The organism is Streptomyces sp. NPDC003247 (assembly GCF_042888135.1).
Lineage (GTDB): Bacteria > Actinomycetota > Actinomycetes > Streptomycetales > Streptomycetaceae > Streptomyces.
In genome coordinates this window covers 1,016,810-1,037,736 of sequence record NZ_JBIAPF010000002.1, presented here as the reverse complement: position 1 = coordinate 1,037,736, position 20,927 = coordinate 1,016,810, and the positions used below count along the sequence as shown (strand labels likewise).

Below are 20,927 nucleotides of genomic sequence, written 5' to 3'. Positions count from 1 at the left end.
GGAATCTTCCTCCGCAACCACGACGAGCTCACCCTCGAAATGGTCACCGACGAAGAACGCGACTACATGTACGCCGAATACGCGAAAGACCCGCGCATGCGCGCCAACATCGGCATCCGACGACGCCTCGCACCCCTCCTCGACAACGACCGCAACCAGATCGAACTCTTCACCGCCCTCCTCCTCTCCCTCCCCGGCTCGCCGATCCTCTACTACGGCGACGAGATCGGCATGGGCGACAACATCTGGCTCGGCGACCGCGACGCCGTCCGCACCCCCATGCAGTGGACCCCCGACCGCAACGCCGGCTTCTCCTCCTGCGACCCCGGACGCCTCTTCCTCCCCACCATCATGGACCCCGTCCACGGCTACCAGGTCACCAACGTCGAGGCGTCCATGGCATCACCCTCCTCGCTGCTGCACTGGACCCGCCGCATGATCGAGATCCGCAAGCAGAACCCCGCCTTCGGACTCGGCTCCTACACCGAACTGGCCTCCACCAACCCGGCCGTCCTCGCCTTCCTCCGCGAGGCCCCCCCGACGGAGGGAGTAGGGGACGACCTCGTCCTGTGCGTGCACAACTTCTCGCGCTTCGCCCAGCCCACCGAGCTGGACCTGCGCCCGTTCAAGGGCCGTTTCCCGGTCGAGCTGTTCGGCGGGGTCCGCTTCCCCGCGATCGGTGATCTGCCCTACCTGCTCACCCTCGCAGGACACGGCTTCTACTGGTTCCGGCTGCGCCGGGACGCCGTCTAGAACCCTGCGGCGGGGCGGTTTCCCCTGCCCCGCCCGGGGCACGCAGAAGTAGCACCCCGACCCTCCGGGGAAAGGAATGTGACGCAATGGCGGACACTGTCACACTCTCCGGCACGACAGCCCCTGGTCTCCTCGCGTCACTGACGCCCCTGCTGCGGGAGTGGCTGCCGCGGCAGCGCTGGTTCGCCGGCAAGGGGAGTCCGGTCACCGGGTTCACGCCGGTGGCGGCCACCGAGCTGCTGCCCGCGGGAGGCCGGCTGGGCCTGTACCACCTGCTGATCCGCGCACATCAGACGACCGGCTACGGCGACACCTACCAGCTCCTGATAGGGGCGCGCGAGGCGCTGCCACCCCGGCTGGCGCCCGCGCTGATCGGTCATGTCCGGCACGGGCCGCTCACCGGGCGGACCGTGTACGACGCCCTGTACGACACCCGGCCCGCCGAGGTGCTGCTGGAGGCACTGCGCACCGGGGCCCGGATCGGTGTCCTGCGCTGCGACCGCGACCCGGCCCAGGAGATCCGCACCGGCCTGGTGCCCCGGCGGCTGACGTCCGAGCAGTCCAACTCGTCGGTCGTCTATGGAGATACGTTTATTCTCAAGCTGCTGCGCCGGGTCGTCCCCGGCGTCAACCCCGACCTGGAGCTGCCGCTGGCCCTGGCCCGCGAGGGCTGCCCCCGGGTGCCGGCGCCCACGGCGTGGATGCGTGCCGAGCTCGGCGGCGAGCCGTACGTCCTGGGCGTGCTCCAGCCGTACGTGCAGGGCGCGGCGGACGGCTGGGAGCTGGCGCTGCGGGAGCTGGCCAAGGGGGAGGACTTCGCCGCCGAGGCGCGGGCGCTGGGGCGGGCCACCGCCGAGGTGCACACCGCGCTCGCCCGCGCGCTGCCCTCGGCCACCCTGGGGCACGCGCAGCTGGGGCCGCTGGTGGAGGGCATGACCCAGCGGCTGGACGCGGCCGCGCAGGCGGTGCCCGCGCTGCGTCCGTACGCGCCCGCCCTGCGCACCGCCTTCACCGCGCTGGCCGACCTCGCGGCCGAGGGCCACACCTGGACCGCCCAGCGCATCCACGGCGACCTGCACCTCGGGCAGTGTCTGCGCGCCCCCTCCGGGGAGTGGGCGCTGATCGACTTCGAGGGCGAGCCGTCCCGGCCGCTGGCGGAGCGCCGGATGCCGCAGCCGACGGTGCGGGACGTGGCGGGCATGCTGCGGTCCTTCGACTACGCGGCCCACTCGGCCGACCCGCCGGCACCGGGCTGGGCAAAGGCGTGCCGGGCCGCCTACTGCACCGGGTACGCCGAGGTGGCCGGCGCCGACCCGCGCACCGACCCCGTCCTGCTGCGGGCCTACGAGACGGACAAGGCCGTCTACGAGGTCGTCTACGAGGCCCGGCACCGTCCCGACTGGCTCCCCGTCCCGCTGTCCGCGATCCGCAGGCTCGCCGCATCCGACCCGTTCTGAGGAGGCTTCACCCGTGACTCCCAGTCCCCCGTCCGACGGTCCGGACCCGAAGAAGAAGGCCACCGCGAAGAAGGCGGCGGCGAAGAAGGCGGTGACACAGAAGGCGGCGGCGAAGAAGGCGGCCGCGGCGGGCAGGACGACGGCGGCGGGCAAGAAGGCCACCGCCAAGAAGGCCACCACCGGAAAGCGCGCCGCCGAGAAGGTCACCGCGCAGGAGGCCACCACCGCGAAGCCCACCGCGAAGCCCGCCGCGAAGAGGGTCCCCCCGCAGAAGGCCACCAGCGGAAAGCCCGCCGCCACAAAGGTCCCCGCGCAGAAATCGGCCGCGGCCGCGCAGACGACCGCGGGCAAGGCGCCCGCGCGCAAGGCTTCCGCGCGCAAGGCGCCCGCCGAGAAGGCTCCCGTGAGGAAGGCACCGGCGAGGAGGGCGACGGCGGAGAAGGCACCGGCGGCGGCGCAGGCCCCGGCGGAGACGGCACCGGTGGAGAAGGTGCCCGTGGAGAAGGTCCCGGCGGCTGCGCAAGCCGCGGCGGAGACGGCCGAGGTCCGGGAGCCCGCCGTCACGGCCCCGGACGTCGACGTCGACGTCGTCCCCTCCCCCGCCCTGGACGCCGTAGACCGGGAGCGGCTCCTGCACGGCACCCACCACGATCCGCACTCCGTGCTGGGCGCGCACCCGACGCCCGGCGGGGTAGTCGTCCGGGCCTTCCGGCCCTACGCGCTGTCCGTCGCGGTCGTCGCGGACGGTGTGCGCGTCGGCCTCCACGACGACGGCGACGGCTTCTTCTCCGGTCTGCTGCCGCTGCGCGAGGTGCCGGAGCACCGCCTCGTCGTGACGTACGAGGGCACGGTCCACGAGACCGAGGACGCGTACCGCTTCCTGCCCACACTCGGCGAGCTGGACCTGCACCTGATCGGCGAGGGCCGGCACGAGCAGCTGTGGACGGTGCTCGGCGCGCACCCCATGACCCACCAGGGCGTGACCGGCACCCGCTTCTCGGTGTGGGCGCCGAACGCGCGCGGGGTGCGGGTGGCCGGCACCTTCAACTACTGGGACGGCACCGGGTTCCCGATGCGTTCGCTCGGCTCCTCCGGGGTCTGGGAGCTGTTCGTTCCGGGCATCGGGGAGGGCGAGCTGTACAAGTTCGACATCGCCCGGCCGGACGGTTCGCGCACGCTGCGCGCCGACCCCCTGGCCCGCCGTACCGAGACGCCGCCGGCCACCTCGTCGATCGTGCACGCCTCCCACTACACGTGGGGCGACGAGGAGTGGCTGGCCCGCCGCGCCGACCGGCCGGTCCACGAGGCACCCTTCTCCGTGTACGAGGTCCACCTCCCCTCCTGGCGTCCCGGACTGACGTACCGCCAGTTGGCCGAGCAGCTCCCGGCCTACGTCAAGGACCTGGGCTTCACGCACGTCGAGCTGATGCCGGTCGCCGAGCACCCCTTCGGCGGCTCCTGGGGCTACCAGGTCACCGGTTTCTACGCGCCGACGGCCCGGCTCGGCACCCCCGACGACTTCAAGTACCTGGTGGACCGCCTGCACCGGGCCGGGATCGGCGTCCTGATGGACTGGGTGCCGGCGCACTTCCCGCGCGACGACTGGGCGCTCGCCGAGTTCGACGGGCGGCCCCTGTACGAGCACGCGGATCCGCTGCGGGCCGCGCATCCCGACTGGGGCACCCTGGAGTTCGACTTCGGGCGGCGCGAGGTGCGCAACTTCCTGGTGGCGAACGCCGTGTACTGGTGCGAGGAGTTCCACATCGACGGGCTGCGCGTCGACGCCGTCGCCTCGATGCTCTACCTCGACTACTCGCGCGAGCCCGGCCAGTGGACACCCAACGAGCACGGCGGCCGGGAGAACCTGGACGCGGTGGCGTTCCTCCAGGAGATGAACGCCACCGTCTACCGCAGGAACCCCGGCGTCGTGACGATCGCCGAGGAGTCGACCGCCTGGGACGGCGTCACCCGGGCCACGCACCACCGGGGCCCGAGCGGCTTCGGCGGGCTCGGCTTCGGCCTGAAGTGGAACATGGGCTGGATGCACGACTCGTTGCAGTACGTCGGCCACGAGCCCGTCCACCGCACGCACCACCACCACGAGATGACCTTCTCGATGGTGTACGCCTACAGCGAGAACTACGTCCTGCCGATCTCCCACGACGAGGTCGTCCACGGCAAGCGCTCGCTGGTGTCGAAGATGCCGGGCGACTGGTGGCAGCAACGCGCCGACCTGCGCGCCTACCTGGGCTTCATGTGGGCCCACCCGGGCAAGCAGCTGCTGTTCATGGGGCAGGAGTTCGCCCAGGGCGCGGAGTGGTCCGAGGCCCACGGCCCCGACTGGTGGCTCCTCGACCCCGCCTACGGCGCCGAGGCCGACCACCGGGGCGTCCGCGACCTCGTCCGCGACCTGAACGCCGTCTACCGGTCGACGCCCGCGCTCTGGGAGCGGGACACCGTCCCCGACGGCTTCCGGTGGGTGGTGGGCGACGCCGCCGACGACAACGTCCTCGCGTTCCTGAGGTACGACGCCGACGGCACGCCCCTGCTGGCCGTCTCGCACTTCGCCCCTGTCGTCCGCCCCGACTACCGCCTCGGCGTCCCCGACGACGTCCCCGCCTGGCACGAGGTCCTCACCACCGACTCCGAGCGGTACGGCGGCAGCGGTGTCTCGCACCCCGACCCGGTCAAGCCCGAGCCGCAGGGCGCGCACGGGCACCCGGCGAGCATCCGCCTGACCCTGCCCCCACTGGCGACGGTGTGGCTGCGGCCGGCCTGAGCGTCGCTCGCCCCCGCCGCCCTTTCCCTCCCCATCGTCCCCGGGGGCTGCCGCCCCCGGACCCCCGCTTCGGCCCTGAACGGGCCTCGTCCTGAAGCGCCGGACAGGCTGCGTTCGCCCGCCCTTGTCCCGAGCGAGTCGGGTGGTGGGTGGGCACAGGCCGGGGGTCCGGGGGCGGAGCCCCCGGGGCCCCGGTGCGGCCGGTCTACGCCAGCGCCTCCGCCAGCGCCGTCGGCAGTTCCCCGGTGTGGACCACGCCGAGGCGCTGGGTGGCCCGGGTCAGGGCGACGTACAGGTCGCTCGTTCCGTACCCGGCGGGCTCGACCACGAGCACCGAGTCGAACTCCAGGCCCTTGGACTGGCGCGGGTCGAGGAGGACGACCTTGTGCGTCAGGTCCGGTTCGGCGCCCGCGGTGACCCCGTCCAGCCGGGCGGCCAGCCGGCGGTGCAGCTCGCGCGGGGCGATCACCGCGAGCCGGCCCTCCGCGGGGGTCAGCTCGCCGACCGCATCGGCGACCGCGCCGGGCAGGTCGTCGGTGGCGCGCGCCCAGGGCCGGACGCCGGTGGAGCGCACCGAGCTGGGCGGGGCGAAGCCGGGCCGCTCGGCGCGCACGACGGCCGCGGCGACCTCCATGATCTCGGCCGGGGTGCGGTAGTTGACGCCCAGCCGGGTGTGCTCCCAGCGGTCCTCGACGTACGGCCGGAGGATCTCGGACCAGGAGCCGACACCGGCCGCCTCGGCGGTCTGGGCCGGGTCGCCGACCAGGGTCATCGAGCGCGTCGGACTGCGCCGCATCAGCAGCCGCCACGCCATCGGCGACAGCTCCTGCGCCTCGTCGACGATGATGTGCCCGAACGCCCAGGTCCGGTCGGCCGCCGCCCGCTCGGCGGCGCTGCGGTGGTCGTCCTCCTCGTGGCGTTCGGCGAACCGCTCGGCGTCGATGATGTCGTGCGCGGAGAGGACCTCGCCGGCCTCCGGATCGTCCTCCTCCTTGTCCTCGAACTCGTAGGTGCGGGAGGCGTAGGAGACGTCGAGCACGCCCTGCGCGTAGGCGATCTGCGTCTCCCGCTCGCGCTGCGCGTGGGCCCGCGCCGCCCGGTCGTCCTCGCCGAGGAGTTCGGCGGCCTCGTCGAGCAGCGGGACGTCCGCGACCGTCCACGCCCGGGTGACCGGGCGGCGCACGGCGGCCACGTCCTCGTCGGGGACGTAGCCCTCGGGGTCGGCGAGGAGGTCGGCGACCACGCGCTGCGGGGTGAGCACCGGCCACAGCCGGTCGATCGCGGCCCACACCTCGGGGTTCTCGGCGAGTTCGTCGCGGATCTGGGTGATGTCGCTGGCGTCGAGGAGGCTGGACCCGTCGTAGGGGTCGGTGCCGACGCGCTCCGCGTACAGCTCGGTGAGCGCGTTCAGGATGTGGCCCTCGAAGTGCTCGCGGGCCGCGTTGTGCGGCAGCTTCACGGCCCGGGTGCGCTCCCGGGCGACGCGCACGAGCCCGTCGTCGAGCATCAGGACCTCCCGGTCGTGCTCGATCGCGACGACCGGGTCGGGCAGCGCCTGCCGGTCGCGTACGAGGGCGGCGAGGGCGTCGGCCATGGCGGCGCGGCCCTTCACCGCGGCCGCCTCGGGCGTGTCGCCGGCCGTCGCCCGAACGCCCGGGTACAGCTCGCCGACCGTGGCGAGGAGCACGCCGGTCTCGCCCAGCGAGGGCAGCACCTCGCCGATGTAGCCGAGGAAGGCGGGGTTGGGGCCGACGATCAGGACGGCCCGTTTGGCGAGCAGGTCGCGGTGCTCGTAGAGGAGGTAGGCGGCGCGGTGCAGGGCCACCGCGGTCTTGCCGGTGCCCGGCCCGCCCTCGACCACCAGCACCCCCCGGTGCGGTGCGCGGATGATCTCGTCCTGCTCGGCCTGGATGGTCTGCACGATGTCGGTCATGCGGCCGGTGCGCGCGGAGTTGAGCGCGGCGAGCAGGACGTCGTCGCCGGCCGGGTCCTCGTGGCCGGTGCGGGTGGCGTCGCCGAGGTCGAGGAACTCGTCGTGCAGGGCGGTGACCCGGCGGCCCTCGGTGGTGATGTGCCGGCGGCGGCGCAGGCCCATCGGGGTGTGGCCGGTGGCCAGGTAGAAGGGGCGGGCCACGTCGGCACGCCAGTCGACGAGGACGGGCGTGCGCTCGGCGTCGTCCAGGCGCAGCCCGACCCGGCCGATGTGGTGGGCGGCGCCGGAGGCCAGGTCGATCCGGCCGAAGCAGAGGGAGCCGTCGACGGCGTTCAGCGCGGCGAGCAGCCCCGAGCGCTCGGCGACCAGGATGTCCCGCTCCAGCCGGGCCTGCATGGGCTTGTCGCCCTGGGCGAGGGCGTCCGCCACGGAGGCCTCGGTGTCACCGCGCAGGGCGTCGACGCGGGCGTACAGGCCGTCGATGAATTCCTGTTCACCGCGCAATTCGCTGTCTTCACTGCCCGGAAAACCGTTGTTTGACAATTCCACTCCCGGCCGGATATACTGTGCCTACTGAACTTCTCCGCGACCGACCACAGTGAAGTCGCGAACCATTGAATATACATAAAGAAATCCCCCGAGGGCAATTGCCCTCGGGGGATTTCTGCGTGCGGTGCACAGGGTGCGTGCTGTGCATGCCCTGCCTGCGTTGCCCGCGTTGCTGCGGGAGGGCTCAGACGACGTCCGACAGTTCCTCCAGCAGCCGCCGCTTCGGCCGCGCCCCCACCATCGCCTTCACCGGCTCACCGCCGCGGAACACCATGAAGGTCGGCATCGACAGCACCTTGTAGTGGTTGGTCGTCGCCGGGTTGTGGTCCACGTTCAGCTGCACCACCTTCAGACGCTCCGCCTCCTCCGAGGCCAGGGCCTTCAGCACCGGCGCCATCTGCCGGCAGGGCGGGCACCAGTCCGCGGTGAACTCCACCAGCACCGGCAGATCCGCCCCCAGCACCTCCGCCCCGAAATCCGCGTCCGTCACCTCGGGCACTCCGGCCGCCTTGGTCACCGTTCCCGTCCTCCCAGTTCGCACAGTGGTTCCGGACCCCCCGGAACCAGCGCCTCGGCGCCCAGTTCGTCCCGCGCCCGCTCGGCCCGCGCCAGCTGCCCCGCGACCTTCTCCCGGACCGCCGCCAGCTCGCCGATGAGCGCGTCCAGCTCGTCCAGCTTGCGCCGGTACACCGCGAGCGACGCCGGGCAGGAGTCGCCCTCCGGGTGCCCGGCCCGCAGGCACTCCACGAAGGGCCGGGTCTCCTCCAGGTCGAACCCGAAGTCCCGCAACGTCGTGATCTGCCGCAACAGGCGCAGATCGCGTTCGTCGTAGGCGCGGTGGCCCAGCTCGTCGCGGCGCGCGGGCAGCAGCCCCCGCGCCTCGTAGTACCGCAGGGTCCGCGTCGTGGTCCCGGCCCGTGCGGCCAGCTCGCCGATTCGCATACCGGTGAACGTACGGCTTGACGCCGACGTCAAGGCAAGACCGCGCGCCCGGAAAGGACGGCTGGGGAAAAAACGGCCGGGCGCCCGGCCCCGGTTCAGGCGGGGCCGGGCGCCCGGAGACCGGGGCCGGTGCGTCAGGCCTTGGCGAGCTCCTTCTCGCCGCCGCGCTCGCGCGGCTCGGGCACGTCCGCCTCCGCCGGGGCCGGGCCGCCGTGGCCGCCATGGCCGTCGTCGAGCAGGGTCCGCTCGTCGAAGGGGATCCGGCCGGCGAGCACCTGCTCCACGCGCGCCTTGTCGATCTCCTTGGTCCAGGTGCCGATCAGGACGGTGGCGACGGCGTTGCCCGCGAAGTTGGTGAGGGCGCGCGCCTCGCTCATGAAGCGGTCGATGCCGACGATGAGGCCGATGCCGTCCACCAGGGCCGGCTTGTGCGACTGGAGGCCGCCCGCCAGGGTCGCCAGGCCCGCGCCGGTGACCCCGGCGGCGCCCTTGGACGCGACCAGCAGGAAGAGCAGCAGCGGGATCTGCTCGCCGACCGACATCGGCGTGCCCATCGCGTCGGCGATGAACAGCGAGGCCATGGTCATGTAGATCATGGTGCCGTCGAGGTTGAAGGAGTAGCCGGTCGGGACGGTGATGCCGACGACGGGCTTGCTGACCCCGAGGTGCTCCATCTTCGCGATGAGCCGCGGCAGCGCGGACTCGGAGGAGGAGGTGGACAGGATCAGCAGGAACTCACGGCCCAGGTACTTGCAGAGCGTGAGGATGTTCAGGCCCGCGAAGATCCGCAGCAGCGCGCCGAGCACGAGGAAGACGAAGAGGAAGCAGGTGATGTAGAAGCCGAGCATCAGCACGGCCAGGCTCTTGAGCGCGTCCACGCCGGCCGAACCGGTGACCGCGGCGATGGCGCCGAAGGCGCCGATCGGGGCGGCCCACATCACCATGGCGAGGATGCGGAAGACGAGCCGCTGGATGTGCTCGACACCGCGCAGGACCGGCTCCCCGGCCGGGCCCATCGCCTGGAGGGCGAAGCCGGCGAGCAGCGCGACGAGCAGGGTCTGGAGCACCTCGCCGCCGGTGAAGGCGGAGACGATGGTGGTCGGGATGATGCCCAGCAGGAACTCGGTGGTGTCCTTGGCCTCGGCCGAGACCTGCGCCTGGCCGGTCTCCTTGACCGCGTCGGTGAGCGCGAGGCCGGTGCCCGGCTCCAGGATGTTGCCGACGACCAGGCCGATGGCCAGCGCCACCAGCGACATCACCAGGAAGTAGCCGAGGGCGATACCGCCGACGGCACCGACCTTGGCGGCCTTGCGGACCGATCCGATGCCGAGCACGATCGTGCAGAAGATGATCGGCGAGATCATCATCTTGATCAGGTTCACGAAGCCGGTGCCGATGGGCTTCAGCTCGACGGCGAGGTCGGGGGCGACCAGACCCACCGTGATACCGAGGGCGACCGCGACGATCACCGCGATGTACAGGTAGTGGGTCCGGTCCCGCTTGGCGGCGGGTGCGGCAGGTGCCGTATCGGGGGTGCTGCTGGCGGCCACGGCTGCCCTCCTTAGACGTCTTCGTCGGCATCACCGGCGTGCGGCTCACGTCCGGGCGAGATAAGGGAACCCGGTGACTATCTCCCGGTGTGTGAGGGCGGTCACCCTTCCGTTCATTTAGTTCACGCCCGAGGTCAGGGGCACACTGACGGCATGCGCCTCCCCGTCCCCCGACCCCGCAGCCTGGCCGGCCAGCTGTTCGCCATGCAGGCCGTGCTCATCGCGGTGGTCGTCGCGGGCTGCGCGCTGTTCACCTACGTCAGCGACCGGGCCCAGGCCGAGGGGGCGGCGAGCCGCCAGGCCACCGCCGTGGCCCGCTCGGTCGCCGACGCCCCCTCCGTGCGGGAGGCGATCGGCACCGCCGACCCCACGGCCGAGCTCCAGCCGTACGCGACGCGGATCATGCACGACACCGAGGTCGACTTCGTCACGATCATGAGCCCGGACGGCATCCGCTGGACGCACCCCGACACCGACGAGATAGGACGGCGGTTCCGCGGCAACACCGCGCGGGCACTGAAGGGCGAGACCTTCACCGAGACCTACACCGGCACCCTCGGCCCGTCCGTCCGCGCGGTCACCCCCGTGCGGGACGACGACGACCGGATCGTCGGCCTGGTCAGCGCGGGCATCAAGGTGGAGGCGATCAGCAGGCGGGTCTCGGACCAGGTCACCGCCCTGTTCGGCGTCGCGGCCGGCGCGCTGGTCCTCGGCGCGGTCGGCACCTACGTCATCAACGCCCGCCTGCGCCGCCACACCCACGGCATGAACGCGGCCGAGCTGAGCCGTATGCACGACTACCACCAGGCGGCGCTGCACGCGGTCCGCGAGGGCCTGCTCATGCTGGACGGCCAGTACCGGGTGGCGCTGATCAACGACGGCGGCCGCGAGCTGCTGGGGGTCTCCGAGGAGGTCGTCGGCCGCTCCGTCGCCGACCTCGGGCTGCCCGCGCCGCTGACCGGCGCGCTGCTGGCCTCCGAACCACGGGTGGACGAGGTGCACCTGACCGCCGACCGGGTGCTGGTCGTGAACACCTCCCCGGTGTCCGGCGGGGAACGGCGGGGCACGGTGGTCACCCTGCGCGACGTCACCGAGCTCCAGTCCCTGATGGGCGAGCTGGACTCGGAGCGCGGCTTCACCCAGGCGCTGCGCTCCCAGGCCCACGAGGCGGCGAACCGGCTCCACACGGTCGTCTCGCTGATCGAGCTGGGCCGCGCGGACGAGGCCGCCGGCTTCGCGACCGCCGAACTGGAACTGGCCCAGGCCCTCACCGACCAGGTGGTCGCGGCGGTCAGCGAGCCGGTGCTGGCGGCCCTGCTCCTGGGCAAGACGGCCCAGGCCAACGAGCGGGGCGTGGAGCTGGTGGTCTCCCGGGAGAGCGGCCTGGACGACGGGCTGCTGCCGCGGTCGCTGCCCGCCCGCGACCTCGTCACCATCCTCGGCAACCTCATCGACAACGCCGTGGACGCCGCCCAGGGCCGCGTGCCGGCGCGGGTGACGGTGACCGCGTCGACGGAGGGCCGTACCGGACCCGGCGACGGGGAGCTGGTCCTCCGGGTGGCGGACACGGGGGCGGGAGTGGACCCCGCGCACGCCTCCCAGGTCTTCGAACGCGGCTTCTCGACCAAGCCGGCCGGCCCCGGCGGGCGCGGCCTCGGCCTCGCCCTGGCCCGCCAGGCCGTGCACCGCCACGAGGGCACGCTGTCGGTGGCGGGGGCCGACGGGGGCGGGGCGGAGTTCACGGTACGGCTGCCCCTGCGGACGGCGTCCGGCGCGGCACGGGTGCCGGGGGGTCGGACGTGACGGGCGGGACCAGTGGGACCGGTGGGACCGGTGGGACCGGTGGGACCGGTGGGACCGGTGGGACCGGTGGGACGGGCAGGACCGGCGAGGAACCGATCCGTGTCCTGGTCGTCGAGGACGACCCCGTGGCCGCCGACGCGCACGTCCTGTACGTCGGACGGGTGCCGGGGTTCGTCGCGGTGGGGAAGGCCCACACCGGTGCGGAGGCCCGGCGCCTGCTGGACCGCACACCGGTCGACCTGCTCCTGCTCGACCTGCACCTGCCGGACGGCCACGGACTGCAACTGGCCCGGTCCCTGCGGGCCGCCGGCTACCGCGCGGACGTGATCGCGGTGACGTCGGCGCGGGACCTGACGGTGGTGCGCGAGGGCGTGTCGCTGGGCGTCGTGCAGTACGTCCTGAAGCCGTTCACCTTCGCCACGCTGAGGGACCGCCTGGTGCGGTACGCGGAGTTCCGGGCGGCCGCGGGCGAGGCGAGCGGCCAGGACGAGGTGGACCGCGCGCTGGCCGCCCTGCGCGCCCCGGGACCGGCGGCACTGCCCAAGGGGCTGAGCGGGCCGACGCTGGAGCGGGTGGTGGGCGCCGTACGGGAGGCGGAGGAGGGCCTGACCGCGGCGGCGGCCGCCGAGGCCGTGGGCATCTCGCGGATCACCGCGCGCCGGTACCTGGAGCACCTGGTGGAGGCGGGACAGGCGGTGCGGAAGCCGCTGTACGGGCAGGTGGGGAGGCCGGAGCTGGTGTACCGGTGGGTTCGGGGGCGGTGAACGCCTCGGCCGCTCCCCGGGTCCGCGATCCTCAGGGCGAGGCCGAGGAGCTCGTAGGCCTCCACGGACGGGCGTCAGCCGGCCGGCGGCACCAGCCGGGCCCCGAGGCCGGGGCAACCGATCGCGTGAGGTGACCGGCACGCGGTGCGCCGGCACCGACCGGTACGGCGTCGCCCGCTCGTCCCCCGTGGCCGGCTCACCCCCCGCCGCCGAGCCCGTTCCCGCTCCCGCCCCCGAACGGCACCGCGTACCGCACGACGTACACCCCCAGTGCCACCACGGCCCCCGCCTCCACGGCGGACAGCACCAGCAGTCCCGGCGTGACATCGCCTCCGGCCCAGTACACGGCCAGCGCGCCCAACGGCACGACGCAGAACGCGAGCAGGTCCACCACGCACTGCACCAGCTTGCGCGAGAACCGGCGGGCGTCGTTGCGGTGGAAGCTCTCCCATCCGAAGGCCTCCGCCGCACCGGTGAGCCCGGCCAGTCCGGCGAGCCGGGGCCCCAGATCGCCCCGCACGTACCGCCCGATCGCGGAGATCTTCTCGTCGTTGACCAGGTAGGTCCACCCCAGCACGACGCACACCGGCGGCAGGGCGAGCAGCATCCGCGTCTGCTTCGCCTGCGCCGCGGCGGCGATCACCGCCGCCACCACGGCCAGCGTCACGTACAGCAGGTTGTCCCGGAACCCGATCCGCGCCTTCTGCTCGTCCTTGACGCTCTGGTACTCGGCGAGCAGCAACTGCCCGACGGTGACGTCCTGTTCTGCCACGGCAAGCGCCCCTTCCCCCGATGGATCTGGCAGTACCTTAAAGGGGTGCCGGAGACGAAACCCACTGTCGTGGTCCTCACCGCGCTCGCGCTCGAGTACGCGGCCGTACGCGCCCACATCACCGACCGCGAGGAGGACGTCCACCCCGAGGACGGGACCCGCGTCGAGATCGGCCGACTGGACGGCACGCCCTGGAGGGTGGCGCTCGCCGAGCTGGGCGAGGGGGTGGACAACGCGGCCGCGATGACGACGCAGATCATCAACTGGCTCCGCCCGCAGGCCGTCCTGTTCGTCGGGATCGCGGGCAGCCTGAAGGACGACATCGTGGTCGGGGACGTCGTCGTGGGCACCAAGGCGTACGCCGTCCACGGCGGCAAGTGGACCCCCCAGGGCTTCCTCTCCCGGCCCGAGGCCTGGCGCGCCTCCAACGCCCTGGTCCAGGCGGCTCGTTCCGCCGTGCGGGACATGACGGACGTCCGGCCGCACTTCAAGCCGATCGCCTCCGGGGACGTCGTCCTGGCCGACGCCGAGTCGCAGATCGCCCAGCACCTGCGCGAGCACTACAACGACGCCGCCGCGATCGAGATGGAGGGCTCCGGCGCGGCGCACGCGGCACATCTGAGCGGCCAGTCGCCGGCCCTGGTCATCCGGGGCATCAGCGACCTCGCCGACGGGGACAAGGCCGACGCGGACGCCGGAGGCTCCCAGGAACTCGCCGCCGCGCAGGCGGCGAAGGTCGCGGTGGCGGTCCTGCGCAAGCACCGTCCGCGGGCCGGCTCCTCCGACGCCCAGGAGGGTCCCCAACGCGGCTCGGGCGGCGGGGACACGTACGGCGGGGACCACATCGACTTCCGGGGCGGCACCTTCCACGGGCCGGTCGTCGGCAAGCAGGCCGGAAAGCCGTAGGGAGACCGTCCACGGCCCGGTGCCCCGGGCGACGGCCGTCCTGCCGCCCCGGCCGCCGGGCTTCACCGGCCGGGCGGCGGAACTGGACCGCCTGCTCTCCTGTCTGGCGCCCACCACGGCCGACGACGACACCCGCCCCGTCCTCATCTCCGCCGTCACCGGCATGGGCGGCATCGGCAAGACCGCGCTGGCGGTGGAGGCGGCGCACCGGGCGTGCGGGAAGGGGTGGTTCCCCGGTGGGACGCTGTTCGTGGATCTGCGGGGGTACGACGACGATCCGGTGACCGCCGACCAGGCGGTGCTGGCGCTGCTGGACGCACTGGGTGTGCGGGGGCCCGACCTGCCGACGACCCCGACGGGACAGTACGACACCTACCGCGTCCTCCTCGCCGGGCGGCCGGGCCGGATGCTGCTGGTCCTGGACAACGCGTCGGACCCGGAGCAGTTCCGCGAGCTGCTGCCCGGCACCGATCACCACCGGGTCCTCATCACCTCCCGGGACCGGCCGGACGCCCTTCCCGTGCGGCTGGTCGACCTGGAGACCCTGGAGGCCGAGGAATCCGTCGCTCTCCTGACCCGGGCACTCCACGACGCCGACGAACGCGACGACCGTCCGGAGCGGGAGCCGGACGCGTTGGGCGAACTGGCCGACCTGTGCGGTCATCTGCCCCTGGCCCTCCAGATCGCGGCCGCGATGCTGCGCAGGCGCAGGCACCGGGACGTCGCGACGCTGGTGGCCGAGATCCGGGCGGCCGGTGACGCGACGGCCGTCCTCGACAAGGGCCGCCCCGGGACGGACCTGTACGGCCGCTCGCTCGTCCTGCGCCCCGTCCTGGAGACCTCGTACGCCCGGCTGCCGGACGAACAGGCGCGGCTGCTGCGGCTGTTGTGCCTCGCCCCCGGTGCGGAGACGGGCACGGAGGCGGTGGCCGCCCTGGCCGACCTGGCCGTGAGTGACGCGGTGGCGCTGCTGGAGCATCTGGCGGCCACCCATCTGATCACCCCGTCACGGGCCGCCGTCGGCGGGGACGCTCCGGTGCGGTGGCGGGTGCACGACCTGGTGCGGGCGTTCGGTGCGGGGGTGGTGGCGGCGGACCCGGAGTCGAGCCGGGAGGGGGTGGCCGCCCGCGCGCGGGTGCTCGAGTTCTACCGGCGGTGGGCCGACGCGGCCGACGCCCGGCTGCGGTGGTTGCCGGAAGGGCAGTCGGGACTGCCGTTCGCGAGTCGTCAGGAGGCGCTGGCGTGGCTGGACACGGAGCGGGCGGGCCTCGTGGCGGCGGTGGGGTGGGCGACCGAGACACGGTTCGCCCCTTCTGCGGTATGGCTGGCCGACTGCTTGGCGACCTATCTGAACTGGCGGAGGTACTTCGACGACTGGATCACCGTTGCCGGGACGGCGCAGAAAGCCGCCCACCGCGTCGGGTACCGGCTCCAGGAGGCCGGTGCGTGGAACAACCTCGGCAACGCCCTGTGGGGGTTGAAGCGGGTGGAGGAGGCCGCCGAGGCCCACATCCGGGCCCGGGACCTGTTCCGGCTGGAAGGGGACCTGCGCCACGAGGGCATGGCGTGGAACAACCTCGGCGGCTGCCTGAGGGAGGCGGGACGGACGGAGGAGGCGATCGAGGCCCACATCCGGGCCCGGGACCTGTTCCGGGCGGTCGACGACCGCCACCACGAGGGCACGGCGTGGAACAACCTCGGCATCGCGCTGGAGGCGGTCGGCCGTGCGGAGGAGGCCGTCGAGGCCTGCCGCAAGGACCTGGAGATCTGCCAGGAGCTGGGAGACCGGCTGGGCGAGGGCACCTCGTGGCACAACCTCGGCAACGCGCTGCGCAAGGCGGGCCGCACGGCGGACGCCATCGAGGCGTACGGCAAGAGCCTGGAGATCTGCTACGCCTTCGACGACCTGTACGGAGCCGGGCAGACACTCAGGACCCTCGCCGGCGCCCATGAGGACGCCCGCGACCTCGCCGAGGCCCGTCAGGCCTATCTGCGGGCAGCCGACGCCTTCACCCGCACCGACGCCCCCGCCGAAGCCGCTCACGTCCGGTCCCTGGCCACCCGGCCGGCCGGCCCGTCGTGACCGTACGGCCCGCAGTCCCGGGACGGCGTCCGACCGCCCCTCCGACCGGCCCTCCTAGAAGACCGACTCCGCCTCGTCCATCCGGTCCTTCGGTACGGTCTTCAGCTCGGTGACCGCCTCCGCCAGCGGCACCATCACGATGTCGGTGCCGCGCAGCGCGGTCATCTTGCCGAACTCGCCGCGGTGCGCGGCCTCGACGGCGTGCCAGCCGAAGCGGGTGGCGAGGACGCGGTCGTACGCGGTGGGGGTGCCGCCGCGCTGGACGTGGCCGAGGATGACCGGGCGGGCCTCCTTGCCGAGCCGCTTCTCCAGCTCGTACGCCAGCGCCGTACCGATGCCCTGGAAGCGCTCGTGGCCGAACTGGTCGATCTCGCCCTTGCCGTAGTCCATGGTGCCGTCGGCGGGGTGGGCGCCCTCCGCGACGCAGACGACGGCGAACTTCTTGCCGCGGGCGAAGCGCTCCTCGACCATCTTGACCAGGTCCGCCGGGTCGAAGGGGCGTTCCGGCAGGCAGATGCCGTGGGCGCCGGCCGCCATGCCCGACTCCAGGGCGATCCAGCCCGCGTGCCGGCCCATCACCTCGACGACCATCACGCGCTGGTGGGACTCGGCCGTGGTCTTCAGGCGGTCCATCGCCTCGGTGGCGACGCCGACCGCCGTGTCGAAGCCGAACGTCCGGTCCGTGGAGGAGATGTCGTTGTCGATCGTCTTCGGGACGCCGACCACCGGCAGCCCGGCGTCGCTCAGCATGCGCGCCGCCGTCAGCGTGCCCTCGCCGCCGATCGGGATCAGCGCGTCGATGCCGAAGTCGTGGATCATGTCGCCGGCGCTCTCGCAGGCCTCGCGCAGCCGGTCGCGCTCCAGGCGGGAGGAGCCGAGGATCGTGCCGCCGCGGGCGAGGATGCCGCTGACGGCGTTGAGGTCCAGGCCGCGGTAGCGGCCGTCCAGCAGTCCCGCGTAGCCGTCCTCGAAGCCGATGACCTCGTCGCCGTAGTTGTCGACCGCTCGGTGCACGACCGACCGGATCACTGCGTTCAGCCCGGGGCAGTCGCCACCTGCGGTGAGAACTCCGATACGCATCGTGCTGTGTCTCCTGCTCGCTGTTGATGCCGGTGAGCCACACCGATTGTTTCATGCCGCCGAGGAGACTGTCTCTTGACGGGCGCCTTATCCGCGGACGGGGGTATTGTCAAGAGAATCCCGCTCACCCCGGTGGGCGATTTTTGTGTACCGGCAGGTGCCGTGCCGCGGGTACCCGCCGACGGCGACCGCCACCGACAGGAACCGACAGGAACGGAGAGCACGCGTGACGCGCAGCGTGTACGTGACCGGGATCGACCGCGGCGACGGCCGTCAGGTCGTCGAGCTGGGGGTCATGGAGCTCCTGACCCGGCAGGTCGACCGGGTGGGCGTCTTCCGTCCCCTCGTCCACGACGGACCGGACCGTCTGTTCGAGCTGCTGCGCGCCCGGTACCGGCTGTCCCAGGACCCGGCGACTGTCTACGGCATGGACTACCACGAGGCGTCCGTCCTCCAGGCGGAGCGGGGCGCGGACGAGCTGGTCTCCACGCTCGTCGACCGGTTCCACCGCGTCGCGCGCGCCTACGACGTCGTCCTCGTCCTGGGCACCGACTACGCCGACACCCAGTTCCCGGACGAGCTGTCCCTCAACGCCCGGCTGGCCAACGAGTTCGGCGCCTCCGTGATCGGTGTCGTCGGCGGCCGCGGGCAGACCGCGGAGTCCGTGCTCGCCGAGACCCGCAACGCCCACCGGGCGTACGAGGGGCTGGGCTGCGACGTCATCGCGATGGTCGCCAACCGGGTCGCCCGCCAGGACCGGGACCCGATCGCGGAGCGGCTCGCGGGCCGGCTGCCGGTGCCCTGCCACGTGATCCCCGACGAGCCCGCCCTGTCCGCGCCGACCGTCGCGCAGGTCTCGCACACGCTCGGCGCGAAGGTGCTGCTCGGTGACGACTCCGGGCTCGCCCGTGACGCGCTCGGCTTCGTCTTCGGCGGCGCGATGCTGCCGAACTTCCTGAACGCGCTGACCCCGGGCTGCCTGGTGGTGACCCCCGGCGACCGGGCCGACCTGGTCGTCGGCTCGCTGGCCGCGCACAGCGCCGGCACCCCGCCGATCGCCGGTGTGCTGCTCACCCTCGGCGAGGTGCCGAGCGGGGACGTCCTGACCCTGGCCGCCCGGCTCGCCCCCGGTACCCCCGTGCTGTCGGTGACCGGCAACAGCTTCCCGACGGCCGAGCAGCTGTTCTCCCTGGAGGGCAAGCTCAACGCGGCCACCCCGCGCAAGGCGGAGACCGCCCTCGGTCTCTTCGAGCGGCACGTGGACACGGCCGACCTGCTGAAGCGGGTCTCCGCGCCGAGCAGCGACCGCGTGACGCCGATGATGTTCGAGCACCAGCTGCTGGAGCAGGCCCGCTGCGACCGGCGCCGGGTCGTGCTGCCGGAGGGGACGGAGGAGCGGGTGCTGCACGCGGCCGAGGTGCTGCTGCGCCGCGGCGTCTGCGACCTCACCCTGCTCGGGCCCGTCGAGCAGATCCGCAAGAAGGCCGCCGACCTCGGCATCGACCTGGGCGACTGCCAGTTGATCGACCCGGCCACCAGCGAGCTGCGCGACCACTTCGCCGAGCGGTACGCGGGGCTGCGCGCCCACAAGGGCGTGACGGTGGAGCTGGCGTACGACGTGGTCTCCGACGTGAACTACTTCGGCACGCTGATGGTGCAGGAGGGCCTCGCCGACGGCATGGTGTCGGGCTCGGTGCACTCCACGGCCGCCACCATCCGGCCCGCGTTCGAGATCATCAAGACCAAGCCGGACGCCGACATCGTCTCGTCCGTGTTCTTCATGTGCCTGGCCGACAAGGTCCTCGTCTACGGCGACTGCGCCGTGAACCCCGACCCGAACGCCGAGCAGCTCGCCGACATCGCCATCCAGGCGGCGGCGACCGCCGCCCGGTTCGGTGTGGAGCCGCGGATCGCGATGCTGTCGTACTCCACCGGCACGTCCGGTTCCGGGGCCGACGTCGACAAGGTGCGGGAGGCCACGGAGCTGGTCCGGGCCCGCCGTCCCGACCTCATGATCGAGGGGCCGATCCAGTACGACGCGGCCGTGGAACCGTCGGTCGCGGCGACCAAGCTGCCCGGGTCGGAGGTGGCCGGCCAGGCCAGCGTGCTGATCTTCCCCGACCTGAACACCGGCAACAACACGTACAAGGCCGTGCAGCGTTCGGCCGGCGCGATCGCCGTCGGGCCGGTGCTCCAGGGTCTGCGCAAGCCGGTCAACGACCTGTCGAGGGGCGCCCTCGTGCAGGACATCGTCAACACGGTCGCCATCACGGCGATCCAGGCACAGTCCCCGAGCGAGAAGGCGACCGCCCAGTGAGTCCCACCCGTGTCCTCGTCCTCAACTCCGGCTCCTCGTCGCTGAAGTACCAGCTGCTCGACATGCGGGACAGCAGCCGGCTGGCCGCCGGGCTCGTGGAGCGCATCGGTGAGCAGACCTCCCGGCTCAAGCACACGCCCCTCGCCCTGGGCGGGGACTCCCGTGAGTGGACCGGGCCGATCGCCGACCACGACGCCGCGCTGAAGGCCGTGGCCGAGGAGCTGGCCCAGGACGGGCTCGGGCTGGACTCGCCCGAGCTGGCCGCGATCGGGCACCGGGTGGTCCACGGCGGCAAGCGCTTCACCGAGCCGACCGTCGTCGACGACGCCGTGCTCGCGGAGATCGAGCGGCTGATCCCCGTGGCGCCGCTGCACAACCCGGCCAACCTGACCGGCATCCGTACCGCGCTGTCCCTGCGCCCCGACCTGCCCCAGGTCGCCGTCTTCGACACCGCCTTCCACACGACGATGCCGGAGGCGGCCGCCCGCTACGCGATCGACGTCGAGACCGCCGACGCGCACCGCGTCCGGCGCTACGGCTTCCACGGCACCTCGCACGCCTACGTCTCCCGGGCGACGGCGAAGCTGCTGGGCCGGGCGCCCGAGGAGGTGAACGTCATCGTGCTGCACCTGGGCAACGGGGCGTCGGCGTCGGCCGTGCGGGGCGGGCGGTGCGTCGACACCTCCATGGGACTGACGCCGCTCGAAGGCCTGGTGATGGGGACCCGCTCCGGGGACGCCGATCCGGCCGTCATCTTCCATTTGGCGCGTGTTGGCGGAATGTCCATCGACGAAATCGACACTCTTCTCAACAAGAAGAGCGGACTGATCGGCCTGTGCGGCGACAACGACATGCGGGAGATCCGGCGCCGCATCGACGAGGGCGACGAACGGGCGAAGCTCGCCTTCGACATCTACATTCACCGTCTGAAGAAGTACATCGGCGCCTATTACGCCGTCCTCGGGCGGGTGGACGCGATCGCGTTCACCGCGGGGGTGGGCGAGAACGCGGCGCCGGTGCGGGAGGCGGCCGTCGCGGGCCTGGAGACCCTGGGCCTGGCGGTGGACGGCGAACTGAACGCCGTACGCAGTGACGAGCCGCGGCTGATCTCGCCCGGGGACGCGCGGGTGAAGGTCGCCGTGGTGCCGACCGACGAGGAGCTGGAGATCGCGACGCAGACGTACGCACTGGTCGAAAACACGAACTGAGCAGGAAAGCAACTGAGCGCCGGCCACCTCA

The 20,927-nt window shown here is 72.8% G+C and carries 15 protein-coding genes; 9 read left to right on the top strand and 6 right to left on the bottom strand.

The window, feature by feature from the left end; all coding sequences use genetic code 11:
- The 3 genes from ACFYWQ_RS09560 to glgB all read left to right on the top strand — a co-directional run.
- The coding region (locus tag ACFYWQ_RS09560; protein WP_389514333.1) for an alpha-glucosidase C-terminal domain-containing protein at nucleotides 1-753 on the top strand (753 nt) is incomplete at its 5' end.
- An 86-nt stretch (nucleotides 754-839) separates the two neighbouring features.
- Nucleotides 840-2,210, top strand: a complete 1,371-nt coding sequence (locus ACFYWQ_RS09555; protein ID WP_389514331.1) for a phosphotransferase — start codon at nucleotides 840-842, stop codon at nucleotides 2,208-2,210.
- 13 nt (nucleotides 2,211-2,223) lie between these two features.
- Nucleotides 2,224-4,989 carry a 1,4-alpha-glucan branching enzyme gene (gene glgB, locus ACFYWQ_RS09550; RefSeq protein WP_389514329.1) on the top strand — a complete coding sequence of 922 codons (2,766 nt, stop codon included), beginning with the start codon at nucleotides 2,224-2,226 and terminating at the stop codon, nucleotides 4,987-4,989.
- Nucleotides 4,990-5,194: 205 nt separating this feature from the next.
- Here the strand turns inward: glgB and ACFYWQ_RS09545 are convergent, their stop codons facing one another.
- The 4 genes from ACFYWQ_RS09545 to ACFYWQ_RS09530 form a co-directional block, all read right to left on the bottom strand.
- Nucleotides 5,195-7,426: a HelD family protein gene (locus ACFYWQ_RS09545; RefSeq protein WP_389514327.1), complete on the bottom strand. Its 2,232-nt coding sequence runs from the start codon at nucleotides 7,424-7,426 to the stop codon at nucleotides 5,195-5,197.
- 229 nt (nucleotides 7,427-7,655) lie between these two features.
- The gene (locus ACFYWQ_RS09540) at nucleotides 7,656-7,970 is read right to left on the bottom strand and encodes a thioredoxin family protein (RefSeq protein WP_389514449.1); all 315 of its coding nucleotides are present in this window, start codon (nucleotides 7,968-7,970) and stop codon (nucleotides 7,656-7,658) included.
- Between the two features lie 14 nt (nucleotides 7,971-7,984).
- On the bottom strand, nucleotides 7,985-8,413 hold the full coding sequence (locus tag ACFYWQ_RS09535) for a MerR family transcriptional regulator (protein WP_389514325.1): 429 nt from the start codon (nucleotides 8,411-8,413) through the stop codon (nucleotides 7,985-7,987).
- Between the two features lie 134 nt (nucleotides 8,414-8,547).
- Nucleotides 8,548-9,963, bottom strand: a complete 1,416-nt coding sequence (locus tag ACFYWQ_RS09530; RefSeq protein WP_389514324.1) for a cation:dicarboxylate symporter family transporter — start codon at nucleotides 9,961-9,963, stop codon at nucleotides 8,548-8,550.
- Nucleotides 9,964-10,116: 153 nt separating this feature from the next.
- Here ACFYWQ_RS09530 and ACFYWQ_RS09525 point away from each other — a divergent pair, with 153 nt between their 5' ends.
- Both ACFYWQ_RS09525 and ACFYWQ_RS09520 read left to right on the top strand, forming a co-directional pair.
- Nucleotides 10,117-11,766 carry an ATP-binding protein gene (locus ACFYWQ_RS09525; protein ID WP_389514323.1) on the top strand — a complete coding sequence of 550 codons (1,650 nt, stop codon included), beginning with the start codon at nucleotides 10,117-10,119 and terminating at the stop codon, nucleotides 11,764-11,766.
- Nucleotides 11,767-11,861: 95 nt separating this feature from the next.
- A complete protein-coding gene (locus tag ACFYWQ_RS09520) occupies nucleotides 11,862-12,530 on the top strand; it encodes a DUF977 family protein (RefSeq protein ID WP_389514447.1) in 669 nt (222 codons plus the stop codon).
- A 196-nt stretch (nucleotides 12,531-12,726) separates the two neighbouring features.
- Here ACFYWQ_RS09520 and ACFYWQ_RS09515 read toward each other — a convergent pair whose 3' ends face one another.
- Complete coding sequence (locus tag ACFYWQ_RS09515) at nucleotides 12,727-13,302, bottom strand: hypothetical protein (RefSeq protein WP_389514321.1); 576 nt, start codon at nucleotides 13,300-13,302, stop codon at nucleotides 12,727-12,729.
- A 45-nt stretch (nucleotides 13,303-13,347) separates the two neighbouring features.
- Between ACFYWQ_RS09515 and ACFYWQ_RS09510 the strand changes: the two genes are divergently transcribed.
- Nucleotides 13,348-14,208: a nucleosidase gene (locus ACFYWQ_RS09510; protein WP_389514319.1), complete on the top strand. Its 861-nt coding sequence runs from the start codon at nucleotides 13,348-13,350 to the stop codon at nucleotides 14,206-14,208.
- A gap of 163 nt (nucleotides 14,209-14,371) precedes the next feature.
- Entirely contained in the window at nucleotides 14,372-16,291 is a 1,920-nt protein-coding gene (locus ACFYWQ_RS09505) for a tetratricopeptide repeat protein (RefSeq protein WP_389514445.1), read from the top strand.
- A gap of 54 nt (nucleotides 16,292-16,345) precedes the next feature.
- Here ACFYWQ_RS09505 and ACFYWQ_RS09500 read toward each other — a convergent pair whose 3' ends face one another.
- Nucleotides 16,346-17,371, bottom strand: a complete 1,026-nt coding sequence (locus tag ACFYWQ_RS09500; RefSeq protein WP_389514317.1) for an ATP-dependent 6-phosphofructokinase — start codon at nucleotides 17,369-17,371, stop codon at nucleotides 16,346-16,348.
- Nucleotides 17,372-17,597: 226 nt separating this feature from the next.
- On the opposite strand from ACFYWQ_RS09500, the gene pta reads away from it, so the two are divergent.
- Entirely contained in the window at nucleotides 17,598-19,688 is a 2,091-nt protein-coding gene (gene pta / locus ACFYWQ_RS09495; protein WP_389514315.1) for a phosphate acetyltransferase, read from the top strand.
- Nucleotides 19,685-20,896, top strand: coding sequence for an acetate kinase (locus ACFYWQ_RS09490; protein WP_389514313.1), 1,212 nt, complete (start codon nucleotides 19,685-19,687; stop codon nucleotides 20,894-20,896). The genes pta and ACFYWQ_RS09490 overlap by 4 nt, the downstream gene beginning before the upstream one ends.
- Nucleotides 20,897-20,927 lie beyond the last annotated feature (31 nt).

Excerpts from the sequence above, each read along its gene's own strand:
- ACFYWQ_RS09555 (WP_389514331.1), top strand. The coding sequence starts at position 840 with ATGGCGGACACTGTCACACTCTCCGGCACGACAGCCCCTGGTCTCCTC.
- ACFYWQ_RS09500 (WP_389514317.1), bottom strand. The coding sequence starts at position 17,371 with ATGCGTATCGGAGTTCTCACCGCAGGTGGCGACTGCCCCGGGCTGAAC.
- ACFYWQ_RS09505 (WP_389514445.1), top strand. The coding sequence starts at position 14,372 with ATGGGCGGCATCGGCAAGACCGCGCTGGCGGTGGAGGCGGCGCACCGG.
- ACFYWQ_RS09535 (WP_389514325.1), bottom strand. The coding sequence starts at position 8,413 with ATGCGAATCGGCGAGCTGGCCGCACGGGCCGGGACCACGACGCGGACC.
- ACFYWQ_RS09525 (WP_389514323.1), top strand. The coding sequence starts at position 10,117 with ATGCGCCTCCCCGTCCCCCGACCCCGCAGCCTGGCCGGCCAGCTGTTC.